This window comes from Thioclava sp. GXIMD4216 (genome assembly GCF_037949285.1).
Taxonomy (GTDB): domain Bacteria; phylum Pseudomonadota; class Alphaproteobacteria; order Rhodobacterales; family Rhodobacteraceae; genus Thioclava; species Thioclava litoralis.
Genome location: NZ_CP149928.1, coordinates 388,534 through 409,259 on the forward strand (window position 1 = coordinate 388,534; position 20,726 = coordinate 409,259).

General features: G+C 62.3%; 21 protein-coding genes. 9 read left to right on the forward strand and 12 right to left on the reverse strand.

The annotated features are described in order from the left end of the window. Positions 1 to 48: 48 nt before the first annotated feature. Entirely contained in the window at positions 49 to 963 is a 915-nt protein-coding gene (locus WDB88_RS17115) for a LysR family transcriptional regulator (protein ID WP_339109893.1), read from the forward strand. A gap of 86 nt (positions 964 to 1,049) precedes the next feature. On the opposite strand, the gene WDB88_RS17120 is transcribed toward WDB88_RS17115, so the two are convergent. From WDB88_RS17120 to WDB88_RS17155, 8 genes are all read right to left on the reverse strand, one after another. Beyond that, positions 1,050 to 1,337 carry an SH3 domain-containing protein gene (locus WDB88_RS17120; RefSeq protein ID WP_330629352.1) on the reverse strand — a complete coding sequence of 96 codons (288 nt, stop codon included), beginning with the start codon at positions 1,335 to 1,337 and terminating at the stop codon, positions 1,050 to 1,052. Between the two features lie 419 nt (positions 1,338 to 1,756). Continuing rightward, on the reverse strand, positions 1,757 to 2,608 hold the full coding sequence (locus tag WDB88_RS17125; RefSeq protein WP_339109894.1) for a fumarylacetoacetate hydrolase family protein: 852 nt from the start codon (positions 2,606 to 2,608) through the stop codon (positions 1,757 to 1,759). 73 nt (positions 2,609 to 2,681) lie between these two features. After that, a complete protein-coding gene (locus tag WDB88_RS17130) occupies positions 2,682 to 3,737 on the reverse strand; it encodes an amidohydrolase family protein (protein ID WP_339109895.1) in 1,056 nt (351 codons plus the stop codon). Between the two features lie 24 nt (positions 3,738 to 3,761). Then, positions 3,762 to 5,066 carry an FAD-dependent monooxygenase gene (locus WDB88_RS17135; protein ID WP_339109897.1) on the reverse strand — a complete coding sequence of 435 codons (1,305 nt, stop codon included), beginning with the start codon at positions 5,064 to 5,066 and terminating at the stop codon, positions 3,762 to 3,764. Between the two features lie 40 nt (positions 5,067 to 5,106). Further along, positions 5,107 to 6,324, reverse strand: a complete 1,218-nt coding sequence (locus WDB88_RS17140) for an MFS transporter (protein ID WP_330629357.1) — start codon at positions 6,322 to 6,324, stop codon at positions 5,107 to 5,109. Positions 6,325 to 6,499: 175 nt separating this feature from the next. Beyond that, positions 6,500 to 6,904, reverse strand: coding sequence for a nuclear transport factor 2 family protein (locus WDB88_RS17145; protein ID WP_339109898.1), 405 nt, complete (start codon positions 6,902 to 6,904; stop codon positions 6,500 to 6,502). Continuing rightward, positions 6,904 to 7,686 (reverse strand): SDR family oxidoreductase, encoded by a 783-nt coding sequence (locus WDB88_RS17150; RefSeq protein WP_339109899.1) that lies wholly within the window; start codon positions 7,684 to 7,686, stop codon positions 6,904 to 6,906. The genes WDB88_RS17145 and WDB88_RS17150 overlap by 1 nt, the downstream gene beginning before the upstream one ends. 10 nt (positions 7,687 to 7,696) lie before the next feature. After that, entirely contained in the window at positions 7,697 to 8,407 is a 711-nt protein-coding gene (locus WDB88_RS17155; protein ID WP_339109900.1) for a dienelactone hydrolase family protein, read from the reverse strand. A gap of 228 nt (positions 8,408 to 8,635) precedes the next feature. Here WDB88_RS17155 and WDB88_RS17160 point away from each other — a divergent pair, with 228 nt between their 5' ends. Beyond that, positions 8,636 to 9,028 (forward strand): hypothetical protein, encoded by a 393-nt coding sequence (locus WDB88_RS17160; RefSeq protein ID WP_330629361.1) that lies wholly within the window; start codon positions 8,636 to 8,638, stop codon positions 9,026 to 9,028. Positions 9,029 to 9,116: 88 nt separating this feature from the next. On the opposite strand, the gene hpaD is transcribed toward WDB88_RS17160, so the two are convergent. The 3 genes from hpaD to WDB88_RS17175 all read right to left on the reverse strand — a co-directional run bounded on the left by hpaD (position 9,117) and on the right by WDB88_RS17175 (position 11,792). After that, entirely contained in the window at positions 9,117 to 10,124 is a 1,008-nt protein-coding gene (gene hpaD, locus WDB88_RS17165) for a 3,4-dihydroxyphenylacetate 2,3-dioxygenase (RefSeq protein ID WP_330629362.1), read from the reverse strand. A gap of 155 nt (positions 10,125 to 10,279) precedes the next feature. Further along, on the reverse strand, positions 10,280 to 11,086 hold the full coding sequence (locus WDB88_RS17170) for an IclR family transcriptional regulator (protein WP_330629363.1): 807 nt from the start codon (positions 11,084 to 11,086) through the stop codon (positions 10,280 to 10,282). A gap of 58 nt (positions 11,087 to 11,144) precedes the next feature. Then, complete coding sequence (locus WDB88_RS17175) at positions 11,145 to 11,792, reverse strand: GntR family transcriptional regulator (RefSeq protein WP_330629364.1); 648 nt, start codon at positions 11,790 to 11,792, stop codon at positions 11,145 to 11,147. Positions 11,793 to 11,971: 179 nt separating this feature from the next. Between WDB88_RS17175 and WDB88_RS17180 the strand changes: the two genes are divergently transcribed. From WDB88_RS17180 to WDB88_RS17210, 7 genes are all read left to right on the forward strand, one after another. Continuing rightward, positions 11,972 to 13,207, forward strand: coding sequence for a DUF3500 domain-containing protein (locus WDB88_RS17180; protein WP_339109901.1), 1,236 nt, complete (start codon positions 11,972 to 11,974; stop codon positions 13,205 to 13,207). A gap of 98 nt (positions 13,208 to 13,305) precedes the next feature. Next, positions 13,306 to 14,160: a fumarylacetoacetate hydrolase family protein gene (locus WDB88_RS17185; protein WP_339109902.1), complete on the forward strand. Its 855-nt coding sequence runs from the start codon at positions 13,306 to 13,308 to the stop codon at positions 14,158 to 14,160. Further along, positions 14,157 to 14,975 carry a 2-oxo-hept-4-ene-1,7-dioate hydratase gene (hpaH, locus tag WDB88_RS17190; RefSeq protein ID WP_339109903.1) on the forward strand — a complete coding sequence of 273 codons (819 nt, stop codon included), beginning with the start codon at positions 14,157 to 14,159 and terminating at the stop codon, positions 14,973 to 14,975. Before WDB88_RS17185 ends, hpaH begins: the two co-directional genes overlap by 4 nt. A 1-nt stretch (position 14,976) precedes the next feature. Next, positions 14,977 to 15,762: an HpcH/HpaI aldolase/citrate lyase family protein gene (locus WDB88_RS17195; RefSeq protein WP_339109904.1), complete on the forward strand. Its 786-nt coding sequence runs from the start codon at positions 14,977 to 14,979 to the stop codon at positions 15,760 to 15,762. A gap of 144 nt (positions 15,763 to 15,906) precedes the next feature. Then, positions 15,907 to 17,010, forward strand: coding sequence for a hypothetical protein (locus WDB88_RS17200; protein WP_330629370.1), 1,104 nt, complete (start codon positions 15,907 to 15,909; stop codon positions 17,008 to 17,010). Positions 17,011 to 17,299: 289 nt separating this feature from the next. Next, positions 17,300 to 18,709 carry a M20 family metallopeptidase gene (locus tag WDB88_RS17205; protein WP_339109905.1) on the forward strand — a complete coding sequence of 470 codons (1,410 nt, stop codon included), beginning with the start codon at positions 17,300 to 17,302 and terminating at the stop codon, positions 18,707 to 18,709. A gap of 1 nt (position 18,710) precedes the next feature. Further along, positions 18,711 to 19,523, forward strand: coding sequence for a sulfite exporter TauE/SafE family protein (locus tag WDB88_RS17210; RefSeq protein WP_330629372.1), 813 nt, complete (start codon positions 18,711 to 18,713; stop codon positions 19,521 to 19,523). Positions 19,524 to 19,607: 84 nt separating this feature from the next. Here the strand turns inward: WDB88_RS17210 and WDB88_RS17215 are convergent, their stop codons facing one another. Then, complete coding sequence (locus WDB88_RS17215; RefSeq protein ID WP_339109906.1) at positions 19,608 to 20,135, reverse strand: hypothetical protein; 528 nt, start codon at positions 20,133 to 20,135, stop codon at positions 19,608 to 19,610. Positions 20,136 to 20,726: the final 591 nt, after the last annotated feature.

The window sequence follows — 20,726 nt, forward strand, 5'->3', positions numbered from 1 at the left end:
ATCAAACATAAGTTGCATATTCATGCACGTCATTGCGCAGGAGAACTCATGGCACGGCGACGCAAGGTCTTTTCGGGGCAGATCAATGATGTCGACATCCGGCTGATGCGCGTCTTCCGCACGGTGATCGAATGTGGCGGCCTGTCGGCAGCCCAGACCGAACTGGGGGTCGGGCGCTCGACGATCTCGCGCCAGATCGCGGATCTGGAAACGCGGCTTGGGTTGCGGCTGTGCCATCGGGGACGGGCGGGGTTCAGCCTGACACAGGCGGGGCGGCAGGTACTGGACTATGTAGACCGCTTCCTGAAATCCGCCGATGACTTCAGCGCCAATATCGCCGCGATGGGAGACCGTCTGGTGGGACGGCTGGAAATCGGCCTGATGGATTTTGCACTGACCGACGAGGCCAATCCGCTGCTTGGGGCCATCAAGACCTGTCGCGCCGATGCGCCCGGCCTGAGCGTGAATATCACGGTCGGCACACCCGCCGAAATCGAGCGCGGGGTGCTGGATGGCCGCCTGCATCTCGGGGTCGTGCCGGATTATCACCGGACACCGGGGCTGCAATGCCACCCGCTTTACGATGAACCGGTGGGGCTATTTTGCGGCGGGGACCATCCGCTGGCGCAGGCGCTGGATCGGGGCGCGCCGCTGTCAGAGCGCGAGATCCGCGCACATGCACTGGTCTATCGCGGCTATTTCGAAAGCGATCTGCTGCGTCAGCGCAAACTGGCCTTTCCGCAAGGCAGCACCGCCTATCAGACCGAGGCGGTGATGGGGCTGATCCAAAGCGGGATCTATATCGGGTTCCTGCCCGTTCACTGCCAGCGGCATCTGCACGGGCGCAGCCACGAACTGCTGCCGGAACTTTTCCGCTACAGCACGCCGATCCATGCAATCTGGCGCAGCGATCGGGAACAATCGGCCACCTTATCGGATTTCCTGCCGCTGTTTCTGGGCTGATCGCGCACCGTTCGCGCGCACCCATGCCGTCGCAGCCGCCCGCTCGGGCCGGAGACACCGCTCCGGCCTATGGCGGCGGGGCCGGATCAGCGGATCGCCAGATAATCGGCAGAGACATAGCCCATGACTTGCGGCGCATTCACCAGCGAGACATGGCACCAGAGCTGCCCGACCTCGGTGACGCATTCATGCTTTTTCAACTGGGTGCCATTGGGCAGGCCCATGATGATATTGTAGCCAAGGCCCGGCCCCGCACGCAGCTTCAAAAGCTCGTCCGGCCCTGCTCCTTTAACCACAACACCCCCCGACCCCATGCCGGTGCAGCCTGCCAGCAGCGCAAGCGCCATTACTTTGAGAAAGGTGTGACCACGCATTGATTTGCCTCATCGTCTTTTCTTATTGCCTGACCGCAGGACGTTCCGCGTACCCCGTCCGGCGAGAGCCGCCGGGGCGTTCCAATCGAAACGTCTTTGCGGGCACCAGCCGATCTGCGGGACCGGCCCGACGCGCCGAGAAGGGCCGCAAATCGCAGGATGCCCCCTTGGCTTATGCGATCATGCGCCCCCCGTCCAGAAGCGTAAAGGCCACCCGCCCCTGAACCTGTGCCACATGGGAGAGGCAAATCCCGCGGCACAAAGCACTGCGCCGGTCTCGGGAGGGGCCATAGCAGGGTTTCGCCCTCGCCGATCCGGCATGACAGGGTGGCGGCAACCTCGGGCCAAGGTGCCGCCATTGACCGGACGCCGCAACACGGGTGCCACAAGCCTCCGGCCAAATACCGAGCGCCTTTCGGTCAGGCCGTCTCTGCGATGACCTCCGCCGCAATCCGGCCCAACCGCTCGATCTCCAACTCCATCCGGTCGCCCGGTTGCAGGAACCGCCCGCTGGGCGCGCCGATGCCGCTGGGCGTTCCGCTGGCCAGAATATCACCCGGCTGCAGCGTCATGACCGTGCTCAGATAGGCAATCTGGTCATAGATGTCGTAGATCATATCGCTGGTCCGGTCATTCTGGCGCAATTCGCCATTGACCCACAGTTTCATGGCCAGATCCAAAGGATCGGGGATCTCGTCATCGGTCGTGATCCACGGCCCCACCGGCCCATGCGTGTCAAAGGATTTGCCCAAGGTGAAGGTGGGCGATTTGGGCAGCCAGTCCCGCGCGGAAACATCATTGACGATCACATATCCCGCAATCACCGACCGCGCATCCGCGCGCGCGACGTGACGGCAGGCCTTTCCGATCACCACGCCCAGTTCGATTTCGTAATCGACCTTCTCCGAGGCGTCCGGCTTGACCACCGGATCAAAGGGCGCATTCAGGCACGAGACCTGCTTGTTGAACCAGAACTGGCTGGTCGGGGTCGGGATACCGGCCTTTGCGGCCTCTTGGGCATGTTTGGCATAATTCATGCCGATCGCCATGAATTTCTGCGGGTCCGGCACCGGAACTTCCAGCCGGATATCGGCCAGCGCATAACGCGGCCCTTCCAGCGCCTCCAGAGCGGGGCGCAGGGCATCGAGATCGGCCAGCACGCGGCGCATCGAAGCCCCTTCGCCCAGCACAGGGGTCAGATCCACGATCTCGTCGCCAAGCACCTTGCCGATCCGGGTGCGCGACGCTTCGGTGAAGCGGGCAAGTTTCATTGATATCGCCTTGTTCTACATCGTTTTTCACAAAGGGCGGCCGGACAAGCTCCGGCCACCCGAACCTGCGGGCTTACAGCCCGAACAGCGTCTCGGCATTTTTCGAGAAGATCTTCTCTTTCGCGCTGTCCGAAATATCGAGCGCTTCGACCGTTGGCACACCGTCAAAGAACCAGTCCTTACGGATCGGATAGGAGGCACCGTAAAGGATATTGTCCTCGCCCAGCACCTCGACCGCGCATTCAAGCTGTTTCTTGCCCCATTGCGGCGGGCCGGAAATATCGAAGAACAGGTTGTTCCTGAGCTTTTCGCGCAGGTTGGAATTGCCGGTGTCGAAGCGGTCCACCGCATCGCCATAGGCATGTTTGGGCTTGGGCACCAACATATCGACGAAGGCAAAGAAGCCGCCGCCCAGCATCGAATGGCTCAGCCGCAGGTTCGGGAAACGGTCGAACAGCCCCGAGAACAATTCACGCCCGACCGCCGTGCCCTGCGCGATGCAACGGCCATATTGGCGACGCTGGTTGTTGAACGACAGGATCGAGTCATAATCCACCGGCAGCGGTGTATGGTGGACAACGGCGGGGATCTTCCGGTCGTTGAGGAATTCGAAATAGGGGTAGAAGGCCTCGTCATCCAGATAGATATCGCCGTATTTGCAGGCAAGCTGCACGCCCTTGAAACCGAGCTGGTCGATGCAGCGCTCGACCTCGTCGATCATGGTCTTGTCGCCCCAAGGCGGGCAGACCGCCAGCGCGGTAAACCGCCCGTTCGAACGGCTGACATATTCGGCCAGACCGTCATTGATGCGCTTGGAGCATTCCAGATCCAGCCACTCCTGCCAGACCGGAATACGGAACACGGCATGGTCGATCCCCGCGCGGTCCATATCCTCAAGCTGGCTTTCGATATTATACTGCCCTTCGGCGTAGTTGATATTCACAAAGCCCTTCGGCTCTTCAATGATGATCTGGTTGAGGTTCTTGCCCTCGATCGGCACCATCTTGACGTGGATATTGTTCTGCCGCGGGATACAGCGCATCATTTTCTCGCGCAGGTCGTCATCGGTAAACAGCGTATCGGGGAGCCAGTGCATATTTGCGTCAATGACGCGCGGTTTCGTAACCATTTTCAGTCTCTCTTTCCTACTCACTCAGCGGATGTCTTCGGCAAATGCCGTTTTCTTCATGGTTTCTTCGGTGAAGACGGCCTTGAACGCGGCCTTTTGGGCATCGTCGGGACGTTTCATCCCGGCCATGCGGTGGTATTCCATGAACAGCGCCTCGACTTCGGCACGGGGAATGACCGTGTCGATATCGTCGAAGGGCTGCCCGCCGGATTTCTCTTCGACCAGCCGGCGGATCACCTCGGGGCCTTCGCCGCGATTGGCGATGACCAGACGGTTGACCCCCTCCAGACGGGCGTCCTGATAGGCCTGAAGGGCCGCAACCGGATCGTCGATCTCGTGCAGTTTCTCGGCAATGACGCGGGCATCGACCAGCGCCTGACAGACCCCGTTGCCGCCGCGCGGATACATGGCGTGGGCTGCATCCCCCACCAGAGACACCCGCCCGAAGGACCATTGCTCCAGCGGATCATTGTCGATCAGCGGGTAGATATAGATCTCGCGGGCCTCGCGGATCATTTTGCCCACATCCAAGAAATCCAGCTTCACGTCATCGAACACATGGGCGATCTCGTCGGGGCTGACGCGCACCGACCAATCCTCGACCCCTTTGGGCTTTCCGCGCTGTTCGCAGACCCAGTTGACCAGCACATTGCCCTGGCCATCCACATCGTTGCGGATCGGATAGACAATCAGGCTGCCCTGCCGGATCGGGTCCCCGATATGCAAGATCGTGCCGCCATCGCGATAGGCGGGCATCACCGTCACCCCGCGATACATCGCGATGCCGGAATAATGGGTGCGGGTGGAGGCGGGCAAAAGCTGCTTGCGCACCGCCGAATGGATCCCGTCAATCCCCAGCATGACATCGGCACGTACGGTCTGCGGCACCCCTTCGGCCTCGGCGAAATGCAGCGTGACGCCGGTCTCGTCCTGCTCGAAGGTCTGCAACCTCGCGCCATAGACAATCGCATCGGGGCCCAGACGTTCGATCACCGCCTCGCGCAGCAGAAACTGCAGCGTCCCGCGATGGACGAAGCGTTGTTCGTGATCATAGCCGATATGCTTGCCGCATTTCTCGCCGAAGATCTCCTGACCGTGGCCGGTATAGAAAATCGATTCCGTCGCCTCGACCGAGATCTCCTGAAACCGTTCCAGAAGTCCCATCTCGGTCAGTTCCTTGGTGCCATAGACCTTGATGTCGACGCCTACGCCAAGCGGTTGCAGATCAGGCACGGCCTCGTAGATTTTCGGACGGAAGCCTTTCTGTTCAAGGCGGAGGGCTGTGGCAAGGCCGCCGGGGCCTGCGCCGATGATGGCGATATCAAGCATAGGGTTCTCCTTTCGGGGGCTTGGTGCGGTGACCAAGCGTTCAATGAGTGGCTTCGACGACAACGGCACGGGCCGCAGAGGTCTTCGGAGCGTGATCGGCCAGACGGCAGACCGGATAGCGCAGTGCACAGACAACCAGCGCGCCAAGGAAGACGGCCACCGTGACGCCGGCCCCTGCGGCCTGTGCGGCGAAATAGGCCGGCGGGCCAAGCAGCACACCAAGCAGGGTGAACTGGGTCACAAGGCCGCTGGTGGCACCGTTGGTTTCAGGAGACGGCGCGGTATAGGGAACCAGCGTCCACATTCCGACCAGCAGCCCCGAGCCGAACATCAGCCCCCAGACCGCATAGATGGAATTCATGAAGCCCAGATCCGTGCCGTATAGCAGCGCCCCCGGAATGCCGGTGATCAGGATGCCGAGCGTGGTCACCGCGCGGCTGGACACACCCCGCCGGAGCAGCAGGCCCACGCTGAGGCAGGCCAGCGCATTGACCACCATCGAGACCGCATTCCAGTGCGCCACCGCCACTTCCGGCTGATTGTATTTCGCCGCCAGATAATGGCCGAGCGTGGCCAGAACACCGGTTTGCAGGAAGGAGTCCCCTGCGAAGGAAATCCCCAGCAGATAGACCATCGGTGCGCGCAGAACCTTGCCGACACCACGGCTGCGCACAGCGCGTTCGCCCTCGGTGCGGCGCGGGATTGCCAGCACCGCCAGCACCAGAAGCCCCAGCATCAGCGCGATATGGAAGCCGAAAGCCGCGCGCCAGGTGCCCAGTTCGGCGGCCAGCCCCGCCGACAGGAACGGCAGCAGGAAACTCATCGGCACGAATGTCGACCAGAGCGCCAGCGCCATCGTCCGCTGGTGGCCCTTGGTCAGGCGGATCAGCGCGGTGATCGCGGCGACCGCCGTCAGGACATATCCCACACCGGTCAGCGCACGGGCCGCCAGCAAAAGCCCCAGCGACGGCACCGCAATCGCGCAGGCATCGCCAAGGATCATCACGACCACACCGGCATACAGCACGCGGCGGTCTCCCAGACGGTCCACCAGATAGCCCGCCAGCAATGCCCCAAGGGCCACGACAAGCGACGGCATCGACATGATGAAACCGATTGTCGAATGCGAGCCCGGATGGAATTCCTGTGCAATCTTTCCCAGTTCGGTCACGGCTTCGCTGACGCACATCGCGGCAGCTACACCAAGCCCGTAGACGATCAGAACGCGCCCGAACGGCGACGTGATCACAGTCGACATAAAGTCCCCTCCCAAGATGAAGACGGGCGGTGCAAGCTTGGTCCGGATCTCTCCCGACCGGCAGTCCTCTCTGCGCTTGCGGCACCCTCTAAAGGTAGTCTGTCGTGCCCTTGCGCCTTCCGCCAATGTTACTTCTGAGATATTTCATATTGCGGAACGCGGCTGGATATCGGGCCTAGCCCGTCAGGGTGAGCTGCGACAAAAGCACTTGCCACCCCTCCTCCCCGAGGGTCGCGACAACCGTGCTAAAGCCAATCAGATCAACGGTTTTCCCTGTATCAAGACGTCGGACGCGATTGCGGGTCGGGCCGCTGATAATGGCCCCCGCCGCCGCATCCTTTCCTGTCTGGCGCAGCTCGATCTCGCCCCGCTCGATCTCGACAAAGCCGCCCATACGCGCGACATGCGCCATGAACGCGGCCTTGTCATGCACCATCCCCGTTGAATGCACATGCACCAGATCAGGATGCAAAAGCGCGTGCAATTCGGCCGCATCCGCCGACACCAGCGCGTTACAGCGCCGCGCCTCGAACGCCAGAAGGGCCTGCGCGAGCGCGGTGTCATGAGACAGCCGCGCCATCAGATCAGCCCCTCATACGTGCCGCCATCCAGTTGCAGGTTCTGCCCCGAGATATAGCCCGCCTGCGCCGAACACAGGAAGGCGCAGGCATCACCGAATTCGCTGGCCTGCCCGAAGCGCTTGGCGGCAATGGTCGCAATCGTGCGGGCGCGCACCTCGTCACGGGTCAGCCCCTCGGTCTTGGCAAAATGCGCCGCCACCGCGTCCTGCCGCGGGGTGTCGATCTTTTCCGGCATCAGGTTGTTGATGGTGACATTATCCGCCACGACCTCGCGCGCGATGGCCTTCGAAATCGCTGTCAGCGCGGTGCGGGCCGCTGTTGACAGCCCCATGAAATAGCGCGGGCTTTTGACCATTGCCGAAGTGATATTGACGATCCGCCCGAATTTGCGCGCCCGCATCCCGGGAATATACTGCCGCATCAGCTGCACGGCAGGGATCATATTCATCTCCATCGCGCCCAGAAGCGCCTCCTCGGTCCACTCCTCCAGACCGCCGGGTTTCGGGCCTTCGTTATTGGTCACCAGAATATCGACCTCGGGCAGGGTCTTCAGGATGGTTTCGCGGCCCTGCGCGCTGTTCAGATCGGCAACGATATACCCCACCTCCGCATCGGGATACGCGGCCTGCAGCGTCGCGACCGCGCGCTGCAATTTGGCTTCGGTGCGACCATTGATCGTCACCCGCGCCCCCTCGCGCGCGAGGGCGGTGGCACAGGCCAGCCCCAACCCCTGTGACGAGGCGCATACAAACGCGCTGCGGCCCTGTAATCCAAGTTCCATATAGCTATCCTCAAGCGAGACAATGAGTGAAGAAATCCGCCATCGCCGCCCATGAACGCTGGTCGGCATAGGCATCGTATCTGGCAAAGGGCGGACGACCGGGGGCATCGGGTTCGGTGAAGGCATGACGCGCCCCGCCATAGATATCGGCCTCCCACGGGACCGCCGCCGCCGACATGGCCGCCGTCAGACGCTGCAGGTCCGTGCTCTGCGCCATCGGGTCATCGCTGCCGGTGCACAGCAGGACACGCCCCGCCGAGGCCGCAGACCAGTCATTCGCGACCAGATCCAACCCTGCATGGATGCTTGCCACACAGCGCACAGCCCCGCCCGTGCGGATGAATTCCAGCGCGCTACTGCCGCCGAAACAATATCCCAACATCCCGATCCGCGCGGCATCGGCCTCCGGCTGGGCCGCCAGCGCCTGACGGGCCGCCTCCAGCCGCGCCATCCATGCGGCCCGATCGGCAAGGCAGGCTCCGATGCGGGCCTCGATCTGCTGCGGCCCCTCCGGCAGGGCCCGCCCGCCCCACAGATCCACCGCCAGCACGGCAAAGCCCAGATCTGCCAGCCTCACAGCGGTGTCCAGCATGAACCGGTCCAGACCGTGGGCGCCGTGCACCAGTAGCAGCGCCGGTCGGGGCAAGGGGCTGTCCCCGCAGACAAACCGGCCCGACATGGTGGTTCCGGCAAGGCTATAGGCAAGATCTCTGGCGGTCATCGGGCGGCTCCTGTGGTTCGGGGTGTGTCCATTGGCCCGTGGCAGGGCGATGGGGGCAAGCAGGACGACAGGTTTTGTTCACATTGCGAAACCGCAGGCGAAATCGGCGGCGCTCACACGAAGAGGCTCCACATGATGAACACAACCGCGCGCAGGGATTGATCTCCCGCCGCATCGCGCAAGACTACGAAAACCCTACCCTTTTCTCTGGCAAGTCAGGACATAGCCATGCCGCATTGCATTATCGAATATTCCAGCAATCTCGAAGAAAGCGGCCAGATCGACGCGCTCCTGCACAAGATCGCCGCGCATTTCCGTACCGCGCCGGAGGTCTTCCCCACAGGTGGCGTGCGGGTGAGGGCCTGGCCGGTGACGCGCTATGTGATTGCCGATGGCAATCCCGAACATGCGTTTGTCAACGTGATGTGCCGGATCGGCGCAGGCCGCCCCGCCGATATCCGCAAGGCCTTCTTTTCCAAGGCCTACGAGATTGTCGTCGCCCATTTCGAGGCCGAAAGTGCGCGGCGTGGTCTGGGCATCACCTTCTATGTCGATCAGGCCGATCCCGAAGGGTCATGGAAGACCAATTCGATCCATGCCCATATGGCCAAATCCCTCTAGGCCGAATATCCGCCCTTCACATCGCCGACCGCCGGAGCCTCGGGCTCCGGCGGTCATGTCCATGAAACGGGTCAGGCAGGACAGGGCCCTAGCTGGTCAGTTCCAGAAAACGCTCGAGTGTCGGAGCTTCGACCGACAGATCCGGCTCGACCGGTGCCGCACCTTCAAAAACGGTCGCCTCGTTGAACCATTTCGCCCGTGCGGGCATGCCCCATTGATCGGCCCGTTTGGGGTTATCGAGGCTCCATGCCACAGGCGGTTCCAGATCGATATGCTGGTAATGGGTGTTGAACAATTCGATGCGGTGGCCGTCAGGATCGCGGAAATACAAGAACATCGCGCCGGAAATCCCGTGACGGCCCGGGCCGCGCTCCAGTCTGCGGCCCAGCCCCAAGGCCCCCGCCACATCACAGGCATGCATCAGATCGGCGGTATCGCGCAGCAGATAGGCGAAATGGTGCAGGCGCGGCCCCGGCCCGTTGGTGAAAACCTGATCATGCGGATTACCCTTGCGCTGCATCCAGACCCCCCACAGGTCCACCTGCCCCTGCGCCCCGTCCGAATAGGTATATTCCGAGGTCCGGAAGCCCAGAGGGTGCCAGAAATCGAACGCCTTCCGCACATCCTGTGCCTGAATCTGCCAATGGTCGATGCGCTGCGCGGACGCCCCGCGATACTGGTCATAGGCCATAAACATGCGCTCGCGGATCGGCATGGAGGCGGTCAGCTCGACGGGCATCCCGATCGCATCGCGAAACTGCAATGTCTTGCCCTGATACGGCACATCGACCAGCTTTGCCTCGGTGCCGATGCTGTTGAAATAGGCTTCGGCCTTGTGGATGTCGTCTTCGGTCTGCACGCGGAACCCGAGCCGCTGACAGTTCGGGGTCTCGCCCTTGCGCAGCACCAGCGAATGATGCGCGTTCTCCTCGCGCCCGCGCAGCCAGACCGTTTCGCTATCGGCATCACTGACCACCAGCCCCACCAGATCGGTGTAGAATGTCCGGCTGGCCTCGAGGTCACGCACGCTCAGCACCACATGGCTTGAGCGGGTGATATTGAAAGGCGGGGTCAGAACTGGGTCCGGAATATGCATGCTTTCCTCCTCTGGACGGCGGGGCAACCCCGCGCTCGTATGAACCGAGCATTCGTTCCGGAAAGGGTTCGGGCAAGCGCTGCGGGGCGTTCTGTTCACATGCCGGAATACCCTGCCCCGAAACCGGCCAGACCGGTGCCGGAGCAGCACATGGCTCATCCCGCCAGACGGGTCTCGAAGAGCGAGGCGCTGACCTTGCGGCTGGCCTCGCGCAAGGCGGGCCACAGCCGGTTGACCCGTTCCGCCCCCAGCCGTGCCGCAGGCGCGATGACACAGAGCGCCCCGATGGCCCGCCCGCCGATATCGCGCACCGGCACCGCAAGCGCCCGCCGCCCGCGACCCGTCAGACTGTCCTCGACCAGATACCCCTGTTCGCGCGCGCGCGTGATCCCGTCAAGGATCAGGGCCTCGGGGCAGTTCCATTCGGCATAGCGTTCAAGGTTTTCCTGAAACACTTCGGTGGCGCGGGCCTCGCCCAGATAGGCCATCATGACCCGTCCCGCCACGCTGACCCCCAGCGGACGCCGTGCGCCCACATGCACCCCGCGCGCCTGCACGGGCCAGCTGCCGAAACGGCGGTCGGCATAAACCGCATCATTATGCGATGGCACCGACAGGAAGATCGAATCCTTGGTCAGCTGCGCCAGTTCGTCCAGAACAGGCGAAGAGATGCGGGTGATCGGGCAGCGGTTGAACGGGGCCACCCCGAGCCATGCGGCCTCCGCCCCCAACCTGTAACGCGATGTGCCCCCCGCCCGCTCGACAACGCCTTCCTTTTCCAGCGCCTTCAGGATGCGATGCGCCGTCGGATGCGACAGCTTGAGCGAGCCCGCAATATCGACAAGCTTCTCCCCGTCATGATCGCCCCCCGCCAGCATCCGCATGATGGCGAAACTGCGCCGGATGCTTTGCGTGCCGGTCACCTCGTTGCGCAGCACGCCCCCTGTTTCTTGATAGCCCATTCTGTCCTCCTCCTTTGCCGTCTCCACCCGGCATATGCATTCGGTATCCCTGTCCGGTTCAGACCAGCCCCGCATCCAGCAGATCCTGCGCCGTGCGATGCAGATGTGCCCCCAGAGCCTCGGCCGCCTCCTCGGCCTTGCGCTCCAGCACCAGCTCCATGATCTGGCGATGCTCGGTTTCGGTATCGCGGTCCTGCCGCGCATGGGGCAGCAGGATGCGGCGATACCTCTCGGCCTGCACGTAAAGCTGGTCGCGCAACCGCAACCACCACAGGCTGTCACAGGCCGAGACCAGATCATCATGGAATTGCGCATGCAGACGCGGCCAGTCGGCATGCGCCCGCCCCTCGGCAGAGGCACCGGTCTTCGACAGGCAGTGCCATGTCGCCAAGATCCGCGCCTCCCAATCCAGATCGCCCACCGCGATGGCCCGCCGCACACAGCGCGCCTCGATATCGATCCGCACAGCCGTCAGGTCGATCAGATCCTCGCGCGAGACCGGCGCCACGGTGAAGCCGCGCTGCGGCATCGCCTGCACCAGCCAGTCCGATGTCAGTCGCGACAGGGCCTCGCGCACCGCGCTGGGGCTGACCTCGAAATTCGTCGCAAGGGAGTCGATCGCAAGCTTCGATCCCGGCGCGTAGCCACCATTCAACAGCTCTTCCTTGAGGTCGCTATAAAGCGCCGCGGTCTTGCTGATGGCCATCCTGCCGCCCTCCGGTCCTGCGTTCATGAGGAAGCTCACCATAAAATATATATTTTTGTCAAAATCTATTTTGTCACAGATCCGAGATTTTCCGGAATATGGAAGATTCCCCCCGTGCCGCTTGCACAGGCCCTCAGGGCTGGCCCTGATAGACGGCGAGGAGCAGCGGAGAGGACCAAATGACTGCACAAGACTATCGCGCCTATATTCTGCCCGAAAGCTATGATCGGGTCGGGAAATCGCATGGCCTCGACCCTGTCACCTATTCCCAGCCGGTTCTGGCCACCCCGCAAGCCATTGCGCTGAAAGAGGAATGGGCACGGCTACAGGATGCCCCCTATATCGGTGTCACCCATGACGGCACCGCAGAGACGGGCCTGTTCGACCTCGCGGATGAAGGGTTCGACGTGGCGCTTGCGGTTTCGGCAATGGAGGCGCTGCTGGCCACGCTGCGCCCGCAGGAAAAGGCCGCCGCCATGAAGCCGGTCGACCATCGCAACTGGCGCGGCTGGTATAATCCCGAACTGGTGTTCAACACCGAAGGCGTCCGGCTGGAACATCTCGGCCCCGCCTCGCGCGACTGTTTCTGGGATCTGCTGGCGGCCTGCACCTCGGCGCGGGGGTTCCAGAAGATCCGGCGTCTGATGAAGGCGAATCTTTTTCTGGGCGAGCTTTATGATCTGACGACGATCATGAACGAGTGGTCCTATCATTTCGAGATTTTCGGCACCCCGTCCGTAACGGAGCCGTGGGGCTGGCATATCTACGGCCATCATGTCGGCTTCAACGTCTTCATTCTGGGACGGCAGATGGTGATTTCCCCCACCTTCATGGGCACCGAACCCAATGAGGTCGTGCTGCGCAGCGGCGAGACGTTTTGCATGTTCAAGGAGGAAGAGGCGCAGGGGCTGGCCCTGATGCGCAGCCTGCCGCCGCCCCTTCAGGAGCGCGCTACGCTTTACAAGGAGATGGAAGATCCCGCCCTGCCGCAATGGCGTTTCAACTTTGCCGACCAGCGGCATCTGGGCGGAGCTTTTCAGGACAACAGGATCGTGCCACTGGAGGGCGTCTGCGCCGCAGAGTTCGACCCCGCGCAGCGGCAGGCCCTGATGGATCTGTGCGAAACCTTCCACATCCATTGGCCGGATGGTCCGCGCAAGGCCCGCCTGCAACAGATCGAGGCCCATCTCGACCGGACGTATTTCAGCTGGATCGGCGGGCATGGCCCCGACGACCCGTTCTACTACCATATCCACTCACCGGTCGTGATGCTGGAATTCGACCATCATTCCGGCATGTGGCTCGGCAATGAAGCCCCCGCCAAATTCCATATCCATGTCATCAGCCGCATCCCCAATGGCAATGACTACGGCAAGGCCCTTCTGGCCGCCCACCGGCAGCGGGCCTCCCGCTGACACAGGGCCAGCCCCTGCCCGCGCCACCGCAGCACCGCTTCTGAACGGGCCGCCCTGCTGCCCGTCTGTCCTATCCTTTCCTGTTTCGGAGATCCCCTATGAATCTGGTCTCATTCACCGCGCAGGGCACTGCCTTATGGGGTGTCGCGCTAGAGGATGGCGTTCTGGCCCTGTCGCCGGAATTCCCGCAATATCGCACCCTGCGCGACGTGATTGCCGCGCAGGCCCTGCCCGACATCCTGACCGCCGCGCAAGGCCGCACCGCCAGCCATAAGGCGGGCCTGTTCCGCTATACGGTGCCGATCCCCGATCCCGGCAAGATCCTTTGTGTCGGGGTCAACTTCCCCGACCGCAACGCCGAATATAAGGATGGCAAAGAGGCACCGCCACATATGTCGCTTTTCCCACGCTTCGTGCAAAGCTTTGTCGGGCAAGGAGAAAACCTGATCCGCCCGCCCGAAAGCGCACAGCTGGATTACGAAGGCGAGATCGCGATTGTCATCGGCAAGGAAGGGCGGCGCATCGCAAGGGATCAAGCGCTTTCCCATATCGCCGCGTTGACCCTCTGCAACGAGGGCACGATCCGCGACTGGGTGCGCCATGCGAAATTCAACGTCACGCAAGGCAAGAACTGGGACCGTTCGGGGGCAATGGGGCCGTGGCTTGTACCCTTTACCGACCCCGCGCAGATCCTTGATATCGCCTTGGAAACCCGCGTGAATGGCGAGCTGCGCCAGTCTGACCGCACGGGGCGGATGCTGTTTCCGGTGGCCGAACAGATCGCCTATATCTCGACCTTCACCACATTGCGGCCCGGCGACATCATCGTCACCGGCACCCCCACAGGGGCGGGGGCGCGCCATGACCCGCCCATCTGGCTGACACCGGGGGACAGGATCGACATCACCGCCGAAGGCATCGGCACCCTGTCCAACGGAGTGGCTGACGAATGACCCTGACCCTGACCCACGCCGAGATCGCCGCCGCCGCCGCCGCCCTGTTCGAGGCCGAGCGCCGCAGACAGCAGACCGGCCTCCTGTCGCAGCAATATCCGCAGATGACACTGGATGACGCCTATGCGGTACAGGCCGCCCTGATCGCACATAAACGGGCGGCGGGGCTGGAGGTGATCGGCTGGAAAATCGGCCTGACCTCGCGCGCGATGCAGCAGGCGCTGAATATCGACACCCCCGATTCCGGTGTCTTGCTCAGCGATATGGCCTTTCCCAGCGGCGCGACCATTCCACTGGGCCGCTTCATCCAGCCACGGATCGAAGCCGAGATCGCCTTTGTCCTGAACGCTCCGCTGGCGGGGGCCGATGTCACGCGGGCCGATGTGCTGGCCGCGACCGATTTCATGGCACCGGCGCTTGAAATTCTGGACACCCGCATCCTGCGCGCAGATCCGGTCACGGGCGTCTCGCGCAAGATCCATGACACGGTATCCGACAATGCCGCCAATGCGGGCATCGTACTGGGCACGGCACGGCACGCCCCGCAGAGCATCGACCTACGCTGGATCGGGGCCATCGTGCGACGCGATGGCATTGTCGAGGAAACCGGCCTTGGCGCGGGGGTTCTGGATGATCCCGTTGCAGGGATCGTCTGGCTTGTGCGGCGTCTGGCACAGTACGGCCAAGGGGTCGCCGCGGGAGACATCCTTCTGTCGGGCAGCTTCATCCGCCCGATAGAGGCCCCGCCGGGCAGTTGTTTCCATGCCGATTTCGGCCCCTTCGGCCATGTCGACCTAACCTTTGCGGAGAGCTGATATGCCTGCCCCTGTGAACCGTCTCAAACAGCGTCTGGCAGCCGGCGAGACCACGCATGGCCTGTGGCTGGGTCTGGCCGACCCCTATCTGGCCGAGATCGCCGCGACCGCGCTGTTCGACTGGCTTTTGCTGGATGGCGAACATGCGCCCAATGACATCCGCTCGCTTTCGGCCCAGATCGGTGTGCTGCAGAACGGGCCAAGCGATATCGTGCTGCGCCTGCCCGATGACGATCCCGCCAAGATCAAACAGGCACTGGATATCGGCGCGCAGACCCTACTGGTGCCGATGATCGAATCCGCGGCGCAGGCACAACGCGCCTTGGCGGCCTGCCACTATCCCCCCAACGGGCTGCGCGGGGTTGGCTCGGCGCTGGCGCGGGCCTCGCGCTTTGCCGAGATCCCTGACTACCTGAACACGGCGGATGCGCAGATCTGCCTGATCGTGCAGGTCGAAAGCCGCGCGGGACTGGCCGCGCTGGATGACATCTTGCAGATCGAAGGGCTGGATGCCGTCTTTATCGGCCCGTCCGATCTGGCGGCGGATATGGGGCATCTGGGCAATCCGGGCCATCCCCAAGTCCGGCAGGCCGTGCTGGAGGCGCTTGATCGGATCAGCCGGTCCGGCAAGGCCGCAGGTGTCCTGAGCACCGATCCCGAATTCATCCAAGCCTGCACGCAGGCGGGGGCACGTTTTGTGGGCGTAGGCATTGATGTCACCGTTTTTGCCCATGCCCTGCGCCGGCTTGCCGCGCGCTACCGCAACAGCGCGGAGAGCACCCGCTAACGCCAGACGCCAGACGCCAGAACGACAACCTGACCCGCCCCTATCCCCGCAAACAGCTTTTGCGGGCGCGTCGGGTCATGTCCGCAAACCGGTCGCCTCGGGGAGGAGAGCGGCCAGACCATCGTCACTATCAGGGAGGAAATAATGAAAGCACTTACTGTTCTGACAGCAGTCGCCACGGGGATCGGCCTGATGACAGCCGCCCCCGTTTTCGCCGATATGCCGGATGGCCGGACAACAGGAGCACAAACGGAACGCTCGGCCATCACATCCCGTTTCCAGCGCAGCTTCGGCCATGCCGGATTGCTGACGATCTGGAGCAGCAACGAGATCTTCGGCATCACGCAGGACAAGATCAATAACGGCATGCTGCATTTCAATCAGGCCGAGAATTCCGGCGTCCTGTCCGGTTATCGGGACAATATCTCGACGGCCGAGGTCCCGATTTCGGCGCTGGTGGGCATCAGCGATCACGCGATGGTCTATACGAACCTGTCGTTGAACGGCTTCTCGGCCTCGCCCGATCTGGCCTATGCCAGCGGCGGGATCGGCACGCTGACTGTCGAATATCTCAATATGCCCAGCGACAACCTGACATGGGGCATTGGCGCGATCGCGCAATATGCCCATACCAATCTCAAGCAGAATGACGGCAAGATCAACAACCCTTGGGGCGGCATTCGGGGTGACCTGCTTTACAAGATGAACGATCACTGGGCGCTGGCCAACCGCTTTGTCGCGCAATGGGGCAACGCACGCAGCGAAATCCCGCTGGGCTTTGCCACGCTGACCGACCGCCAGCACACCGCCCTGACCTATTGGCAAAGCGATCTTGTCGGCACCTATTCCGATGCCGAGATCGGCTTTCTGCCTGCAGGCTGGCTGATGCATCCGCGTCTGGGTTTTGCCATCGAGGAGCTGACCAATTCCTCCTCCATCAACAGCCTCGGCACCAAGGTCGACAAACAGAAAATCCATTACAGCGAAGGCATGGCCACGCTGCGTTTCGAAAAGCCCGTCTACGGTCCGGGCGCATGGTCGCCGCAGCTTGAATTCGGTCTCAAGCATGAATTCGTCAATAGTTTTGACAGCTACTCGAACGAGCAGAACTTCTATTACAGCTCCGTCGGGCTGGGACGGCAGATCGGCAAGGACCTGTTCTTCAACCTTGCCTATGTGCGCTATGACGGCTTCCGCGGCAATGTCCGCAACCAGACCTTCAAGGCGATCTTCTCCTATACGTTCTAGGCAAGCCCTGTCTGCAGGCGGCCCCCTCGGGCGCGGCCTGCAGACCCTTTTCCGGACGGCCCCGCAGAGCACGCGCCGCAGCAGCATCCAGCCTGTGTTCCGACACACGGGCCTGTGACCGCGCTTTCGGGCAATCCGGCCCGTTCCGGCCTTGGCCAAGCCTACGGCTTTCGCCTATGCTCTGGGGTGAAGGACCGGATGCCAGGCGTATGGCCGTGGCCCCCTCCGGCAGAAGACCCCCTTGTCCGCCTTGCAGCGGCAGGCCCGCGACCGACGAAGGAGGCAGTTCATGACACTCGGCCACGCCGCCATAACCCGGATCAGCGCCTATTTCGACAACGGGACATTCCAGCGCGATCTGGCCGGACTGGTGGCCCGCCCGACCGAAAGCCAGACCCCGCGCGGCAGGCCCCATCTGCATGCCTATCTGCACGAGGCCATGCAACCGATGCTGACGGAAATGGGCTTCACGACAACGATCCATGCCAACCCCGATCCCGAGGCGGGGCCGTTTCTGGTGGCCTGTCGCCGTGAAGACCCCGCCTTGCCGACCGTGCTGATCTATGGGCATGCCGATGTGGTGCGGGCGCAGGAAGACCAGTGGCGCGACGGGCTTACCCCTTTCACCCTTATCGAGGAGGGGGACCGGCTTTATGGGCGCGGTGCCGCCGATAACAAGGCCCAACATCTGATCAATCTCCGCGCGCTGGAGGCGGTGATCGCCACACAAGGGCGGCTGGGGTTCAACGCGAAAGTGCTGATCGAGACCGGCGAAGAAACCGGCTCGCCGGGGCTGCGGCAGTTTTGTGAGGATAATCAGGCGCTGCTGGCCGCCGATGTGCTGATTGCCTCGGACGGGCCGCGCCTGTCCCCCAAAGCGCCCACCATCTTTACCGGCGCGCGCGGCGCGATCATGTTCGAGCTGGTCGTCGCGCTGCGCGAGGGGGCCCATCACTCGGGCAATTTCGGCGGGCTTCTGGCTGACCCCGCGATCTATCTGGCCCATGCTCTGGCCAGTATCACCGATGCGCGCGGCCAGATCCGTGTGCCGGAATGGCGCCCCGACAGCCTGACCCCGCGCCTGCGCGAGGTTCTGGCGGCCCTCCCGCCGGTAGAGTCGGGCTTCCCCCTTGATCCCGATTGGGGCGAGGAAAGTCTGAGCATGGCCGAGCGTGTCTTCGGTTGGAACAGTTTCGCCGTGCTGGCGATGGTGTCGGGCGTGCCGGAGGCCCCGCTGAACGCGATTTCAGGAGAGGCACGGGCCACCTGCCAGCTGCGCTATGTGGTGGGAACCGAGGCCCGCGAAATCCTGCCCGCCCTGCGCCGCCATCTGGATGCGCAAGGCTTCGACAAGGTCACCATCCGGCACACCGACCATGGCAGCTTTACCGCCACGCGTCTGGACCCGGACCACCCCTGGGTGCGCTTTGCCGCAGAGTCCCTCGGCCGCAGCACGGGCGAAGCCGTGCATATCCTGCCCAATCTGGGCGGCTCTCTCCCCAATGACTGTTTTTCCGACGCTTTGGGGCTGCCCACGATCTGGGTGCCCCATTCCTATGCGGGATGCAACCAGCATGCGCCCAATGAGCATGTGCTGAAATCCCTTTCACGACAGGCCCTTATCGGCATGACGGGGCTATTCTCCGATCTGGCCGAACAGGGTGCGCCTGTCCCCCTGACCGCGAAGGCCCCGACCTGAAATGGATATTCTGATTTTTGTTCTTGTGATCGGTGTCGCAGGGCTTGTTGCCGGACTGATCTCCGGCCTGCTTGGCGTGGGGGGTGGCATCATTCTGGTGCCCGCATTCTATTACGTCTTTCAGGGGCTGGGCTATGCGCCCGAACAGCTGATGCAGATCTGCGTGGCCACATCGACAGGCACCATCATCGTCACCTCGCTGCGATCGGTCACCGCCCATCACCAGCGCGGCGCTGTCAGCCTCGCGCTGATCCGCAGTTGGGGGCCCTTCATCGCGATAGGATCGGTGCTGGGCGTGCTGGCCGCTGCCAGCCTGCGCAGCCATGAACTGCAAGTGATCTTTGGCGGTATCGGCGTCTGTCTGGGCCTGTATATGCTGCTGGGCAAGAAAAGCTGGCGCCTGTCCGACAGCCTGCCCGGACGTCGCCTTGCCGCGCTTTATGGCAGCCTTATCGGCTTTTTCTCGGCCCTGATGGGAATTGGCGGCGGCAGCTTTACCGTGCCGCTGCTGACCGCCTATAACGTGCCGCCCCATCGTGCGGTCGGCACCTCGCCCGGCTTCGGATTGCTGATCTCGATCCCCGGCTTCATTGCCTATCTGCTGACGGGCTGGCACCTGACCGGCAAGCCCCCCGGCACAGTCGGCTATGTCAACCTGCCCGCCGTCGCAATGATCATGGTCACCTCGCTGATTGCGGTGCCCTTCGGCGTGCGACTGGCGCACCGGCTAAGCCCCCAACGCTTGCGGCTGGTCTTTTCCCTGACCGTGCTGGTGCTTGCCGGAAACATGCTGCGCAAGGCCCTGATGGGGTAACCGCAATCAGGAACCGCCCCGCCACCGCGCGGGGCGTTGACCTGCCTGCAACGTAGATCGGACCCATCTCCGGAACGGATTGTTTTACAGCGAATGACCTAAATTCAGCAAAATCAGCAAAATCAGCAAAATCAGCAAAATCAGCAAAATCAGCAAAATCAGCAAAATCAGCAAAATCAGCAAAATCAGCAAAATCAGCAAAATCAGCATATTAAATGGTGGATTTACTGCAAGGCCGTGCAGAGAATTGCTACAAAGTACACGCCGTCTGTGGGGTTTTACCTGTGGGGCTGGTGACATTTTGACGAAGACTAGACGACATACTGAACCGACTAGCCCCACGCGGCGTCCAGACCGCAGCGCCGGGCCGCCACGCAGATCCGCGCGTGCCAGATTGATTTCCTTGCTCTTGTCGAACTCAGCCGCATGCGTATTAAGCCCCAAGCCGCGCGCCACCATTGTCGCCCCGCAAAAATGCCCTGCAAGCATCGTGTAAAATGCCTGCGTCGCGCCCAGCCCCTTCACGAAATCCGTTATCTTCCATGCATCCTCTTGCGTGTATCGAATACACCGGAAGATACGCGGAAATGGCGCGCGGCGCTTACACCACATTGCCCGCGCGCCATTCTCATATTTAACTGATTTTATGACATTTTGGAGGAGATTGGCTTTCCCTTAGCAGGGGAACGCCTTCGACCACTCGGCCACGTCTCCGTTGACCTGTATAGCCGAGCTGCCTGTTGGATACCGTGGCATGACGGCGCTTGGCGGGGCCTCGTCTTTTACGTCAAGGTCACATTGTCTGCCATATCGCGTCAAGCGGTTCGACGAAGCGCGGCATGACCGAGGGCTTGCTCGGCTGAAGGCGACGGTTCTACACAAAATGGCACGTCATCCATTGTGCTCTCCGTTTCGGTATGCAATTGCATGCGACAATCTGTGTCATTGAAAGGTGGAACAGCGACTTCCATCTTTGTGGCCCTGAATGATTCGTTTGTGACCCTGGCTCGGTGGTTAGTTTTTATGACCAGATGAAACGAGTCCGGTCAGTTAGCGATAGCATCATGGGCTGCGACAAGCTGACGCAGACCCCATAACGGGCAAGAGCTGCCCGCCTGATGCATAGCGGATTTGCAGATAAGGCGTGAAACGCATATCTCAGATCCAACTTGCGATGCTGCTTTTGCAAAGTAAAATGCTTCC

Coding starts and splice junctions, on each gene's coding strand:
- WDB88_RS17120 (WP_330629352.1), bottom strand. CDS start 1,337: ATGCGTGGTCACACCTTTCTCAAAGTAATGGCGCTTGCGCTGCTGGCA.
- WDB88_RS17150 (WP_339109899.1), bottom strand. CDS start 7,686: ATGGAACTTGGATTACAGGGCCGCAGCGCGTTTGTATGCGCCTCGTCA.
- WDB88_RS17205 (WP_339109905.1), top strand. CDS start 17,300: ATGACACTCGGCCACGCCGCCATAACCCGGATCAGCGCCTATTTCGAC.
- WDB88_RS17200 (WP_330629370.1), top strand. CDS start 15,907: ATGAAAGCACTTACTGTTCTGACAGCAGTCGCCACGGGGATCGGCCTG.
- WDB88_RS17180 (WP_339109901.1), top strand. CDS start 11,972: ATGACTGCACAAGACTATCGCGCCTATATTCTGCCCGAAAGCTATGAT.
- WDB88_RS17135 (WP_339109897.1), bottom strand. CDS start 5,066: ATGCTTGATATCGCCATCATCGGCGCAGGCCCCGGCGGCCTTGCCACA.
- WDB88_RS17155 (WP_339109900.1), bottom strand. CDS start 8,407: ATGACCGCCAGAGATCTTGCCTATAGCCTTGCCGGAACCACCATGTCG.
- hpaH (WP_339109903.1), top strand. CDS start 14,157: ATGACCCTGACCCTGACCCACGCCGAGATCGCCGCCGCCGCCGCCGCC.
- WDB88_RS17170 (WP_330629363.1), bottom strand. CDS start 11,086: ATGGGCTATCAAGAAACAGGGGGCGTGCTGCGCAACGAGGTGACCGGC.
- WDB88_RS17145 (WP_339109898.1), bottom strand. CDS start 6,904: ATGGCGCGGCTGTCTCATGACACCGCGCTCGCGCAGGCCCTTCTGGCG.
- WDB88_RS17210 (WP_330629372.1), top strand. CDS start 18,711: ATGGATATTCTGATTTTTGTTCTTGTGATCGGTGTCGCAGGGCTTGTT.
- WDB88_RS17195 (WP_339109904.1), top strand. CDS start 14,977: ATGCCTGCCCCTGTGAACCGTCTCAAACAGCGTCTGGCAGCCGGCGAG.
- WDB88_RS17175 (WP_330629364.1), bottom strand. CDS start 11,792: ATGGCCATCAGCAAGACCGCGGCGCTTTATAGCGACCTCAAGGAAGAG.
- WDB88_RS17215 (WP_339109906.1), bottom strand. CDS start 20,135: ATGTGGTGTAAGCGCCGCGCGCCATTTCCGCGTATCTTCCGGTGTATT.
- WDB88_RS17140 (WP_330629357.1), bottom strand. CDS start 6,324: ATGTCGACTGTGATCACGTCGCCGTTCGGGCGCGTTCTGATCGTCTAC.
- WDB88_RS17125 (WP_339109894.1), bottom strand. CDS start 2,608: ATGAAACTTGCCCGCTTCACCGAAGCGTCGCGCACCCGGATCGGCAAG.
- WDB88_RS17130 (WP_339109895.1), bottom strand. CDS start 3,737: ATGGTTACGAAACCGCGCGTCATTGACGCAAATATGCACTGGCTCCCC.
- WDB88_RS17115 (WP_339109893.1), top strand. CDS start 49: ATGGCACGGCGACGCAAGGTCTTTTCGGGGCAGATCAATGATGTCGAC.
- hpaD (WP_330629362.1), bottom strand. CDS start 10,124: ATGCATATTCCGGACCCAGTTCTGACCCCGCCTTTCAATATCACCCGC.
- WDB88_RS17160 (WP_330629361.1), top strand. CDS start 8,636: ATGCCGCATTGCATTATCGAATATTCCAGCAATCTCGAAGAAAGCGGC.
- WDB88_RS17185 (WP_339109902.1), top strand. CDS start 13,306: ATGAATCTGGTCTCATTCACCGCGCAGGGCACTGCCTTATGGGGTGTC.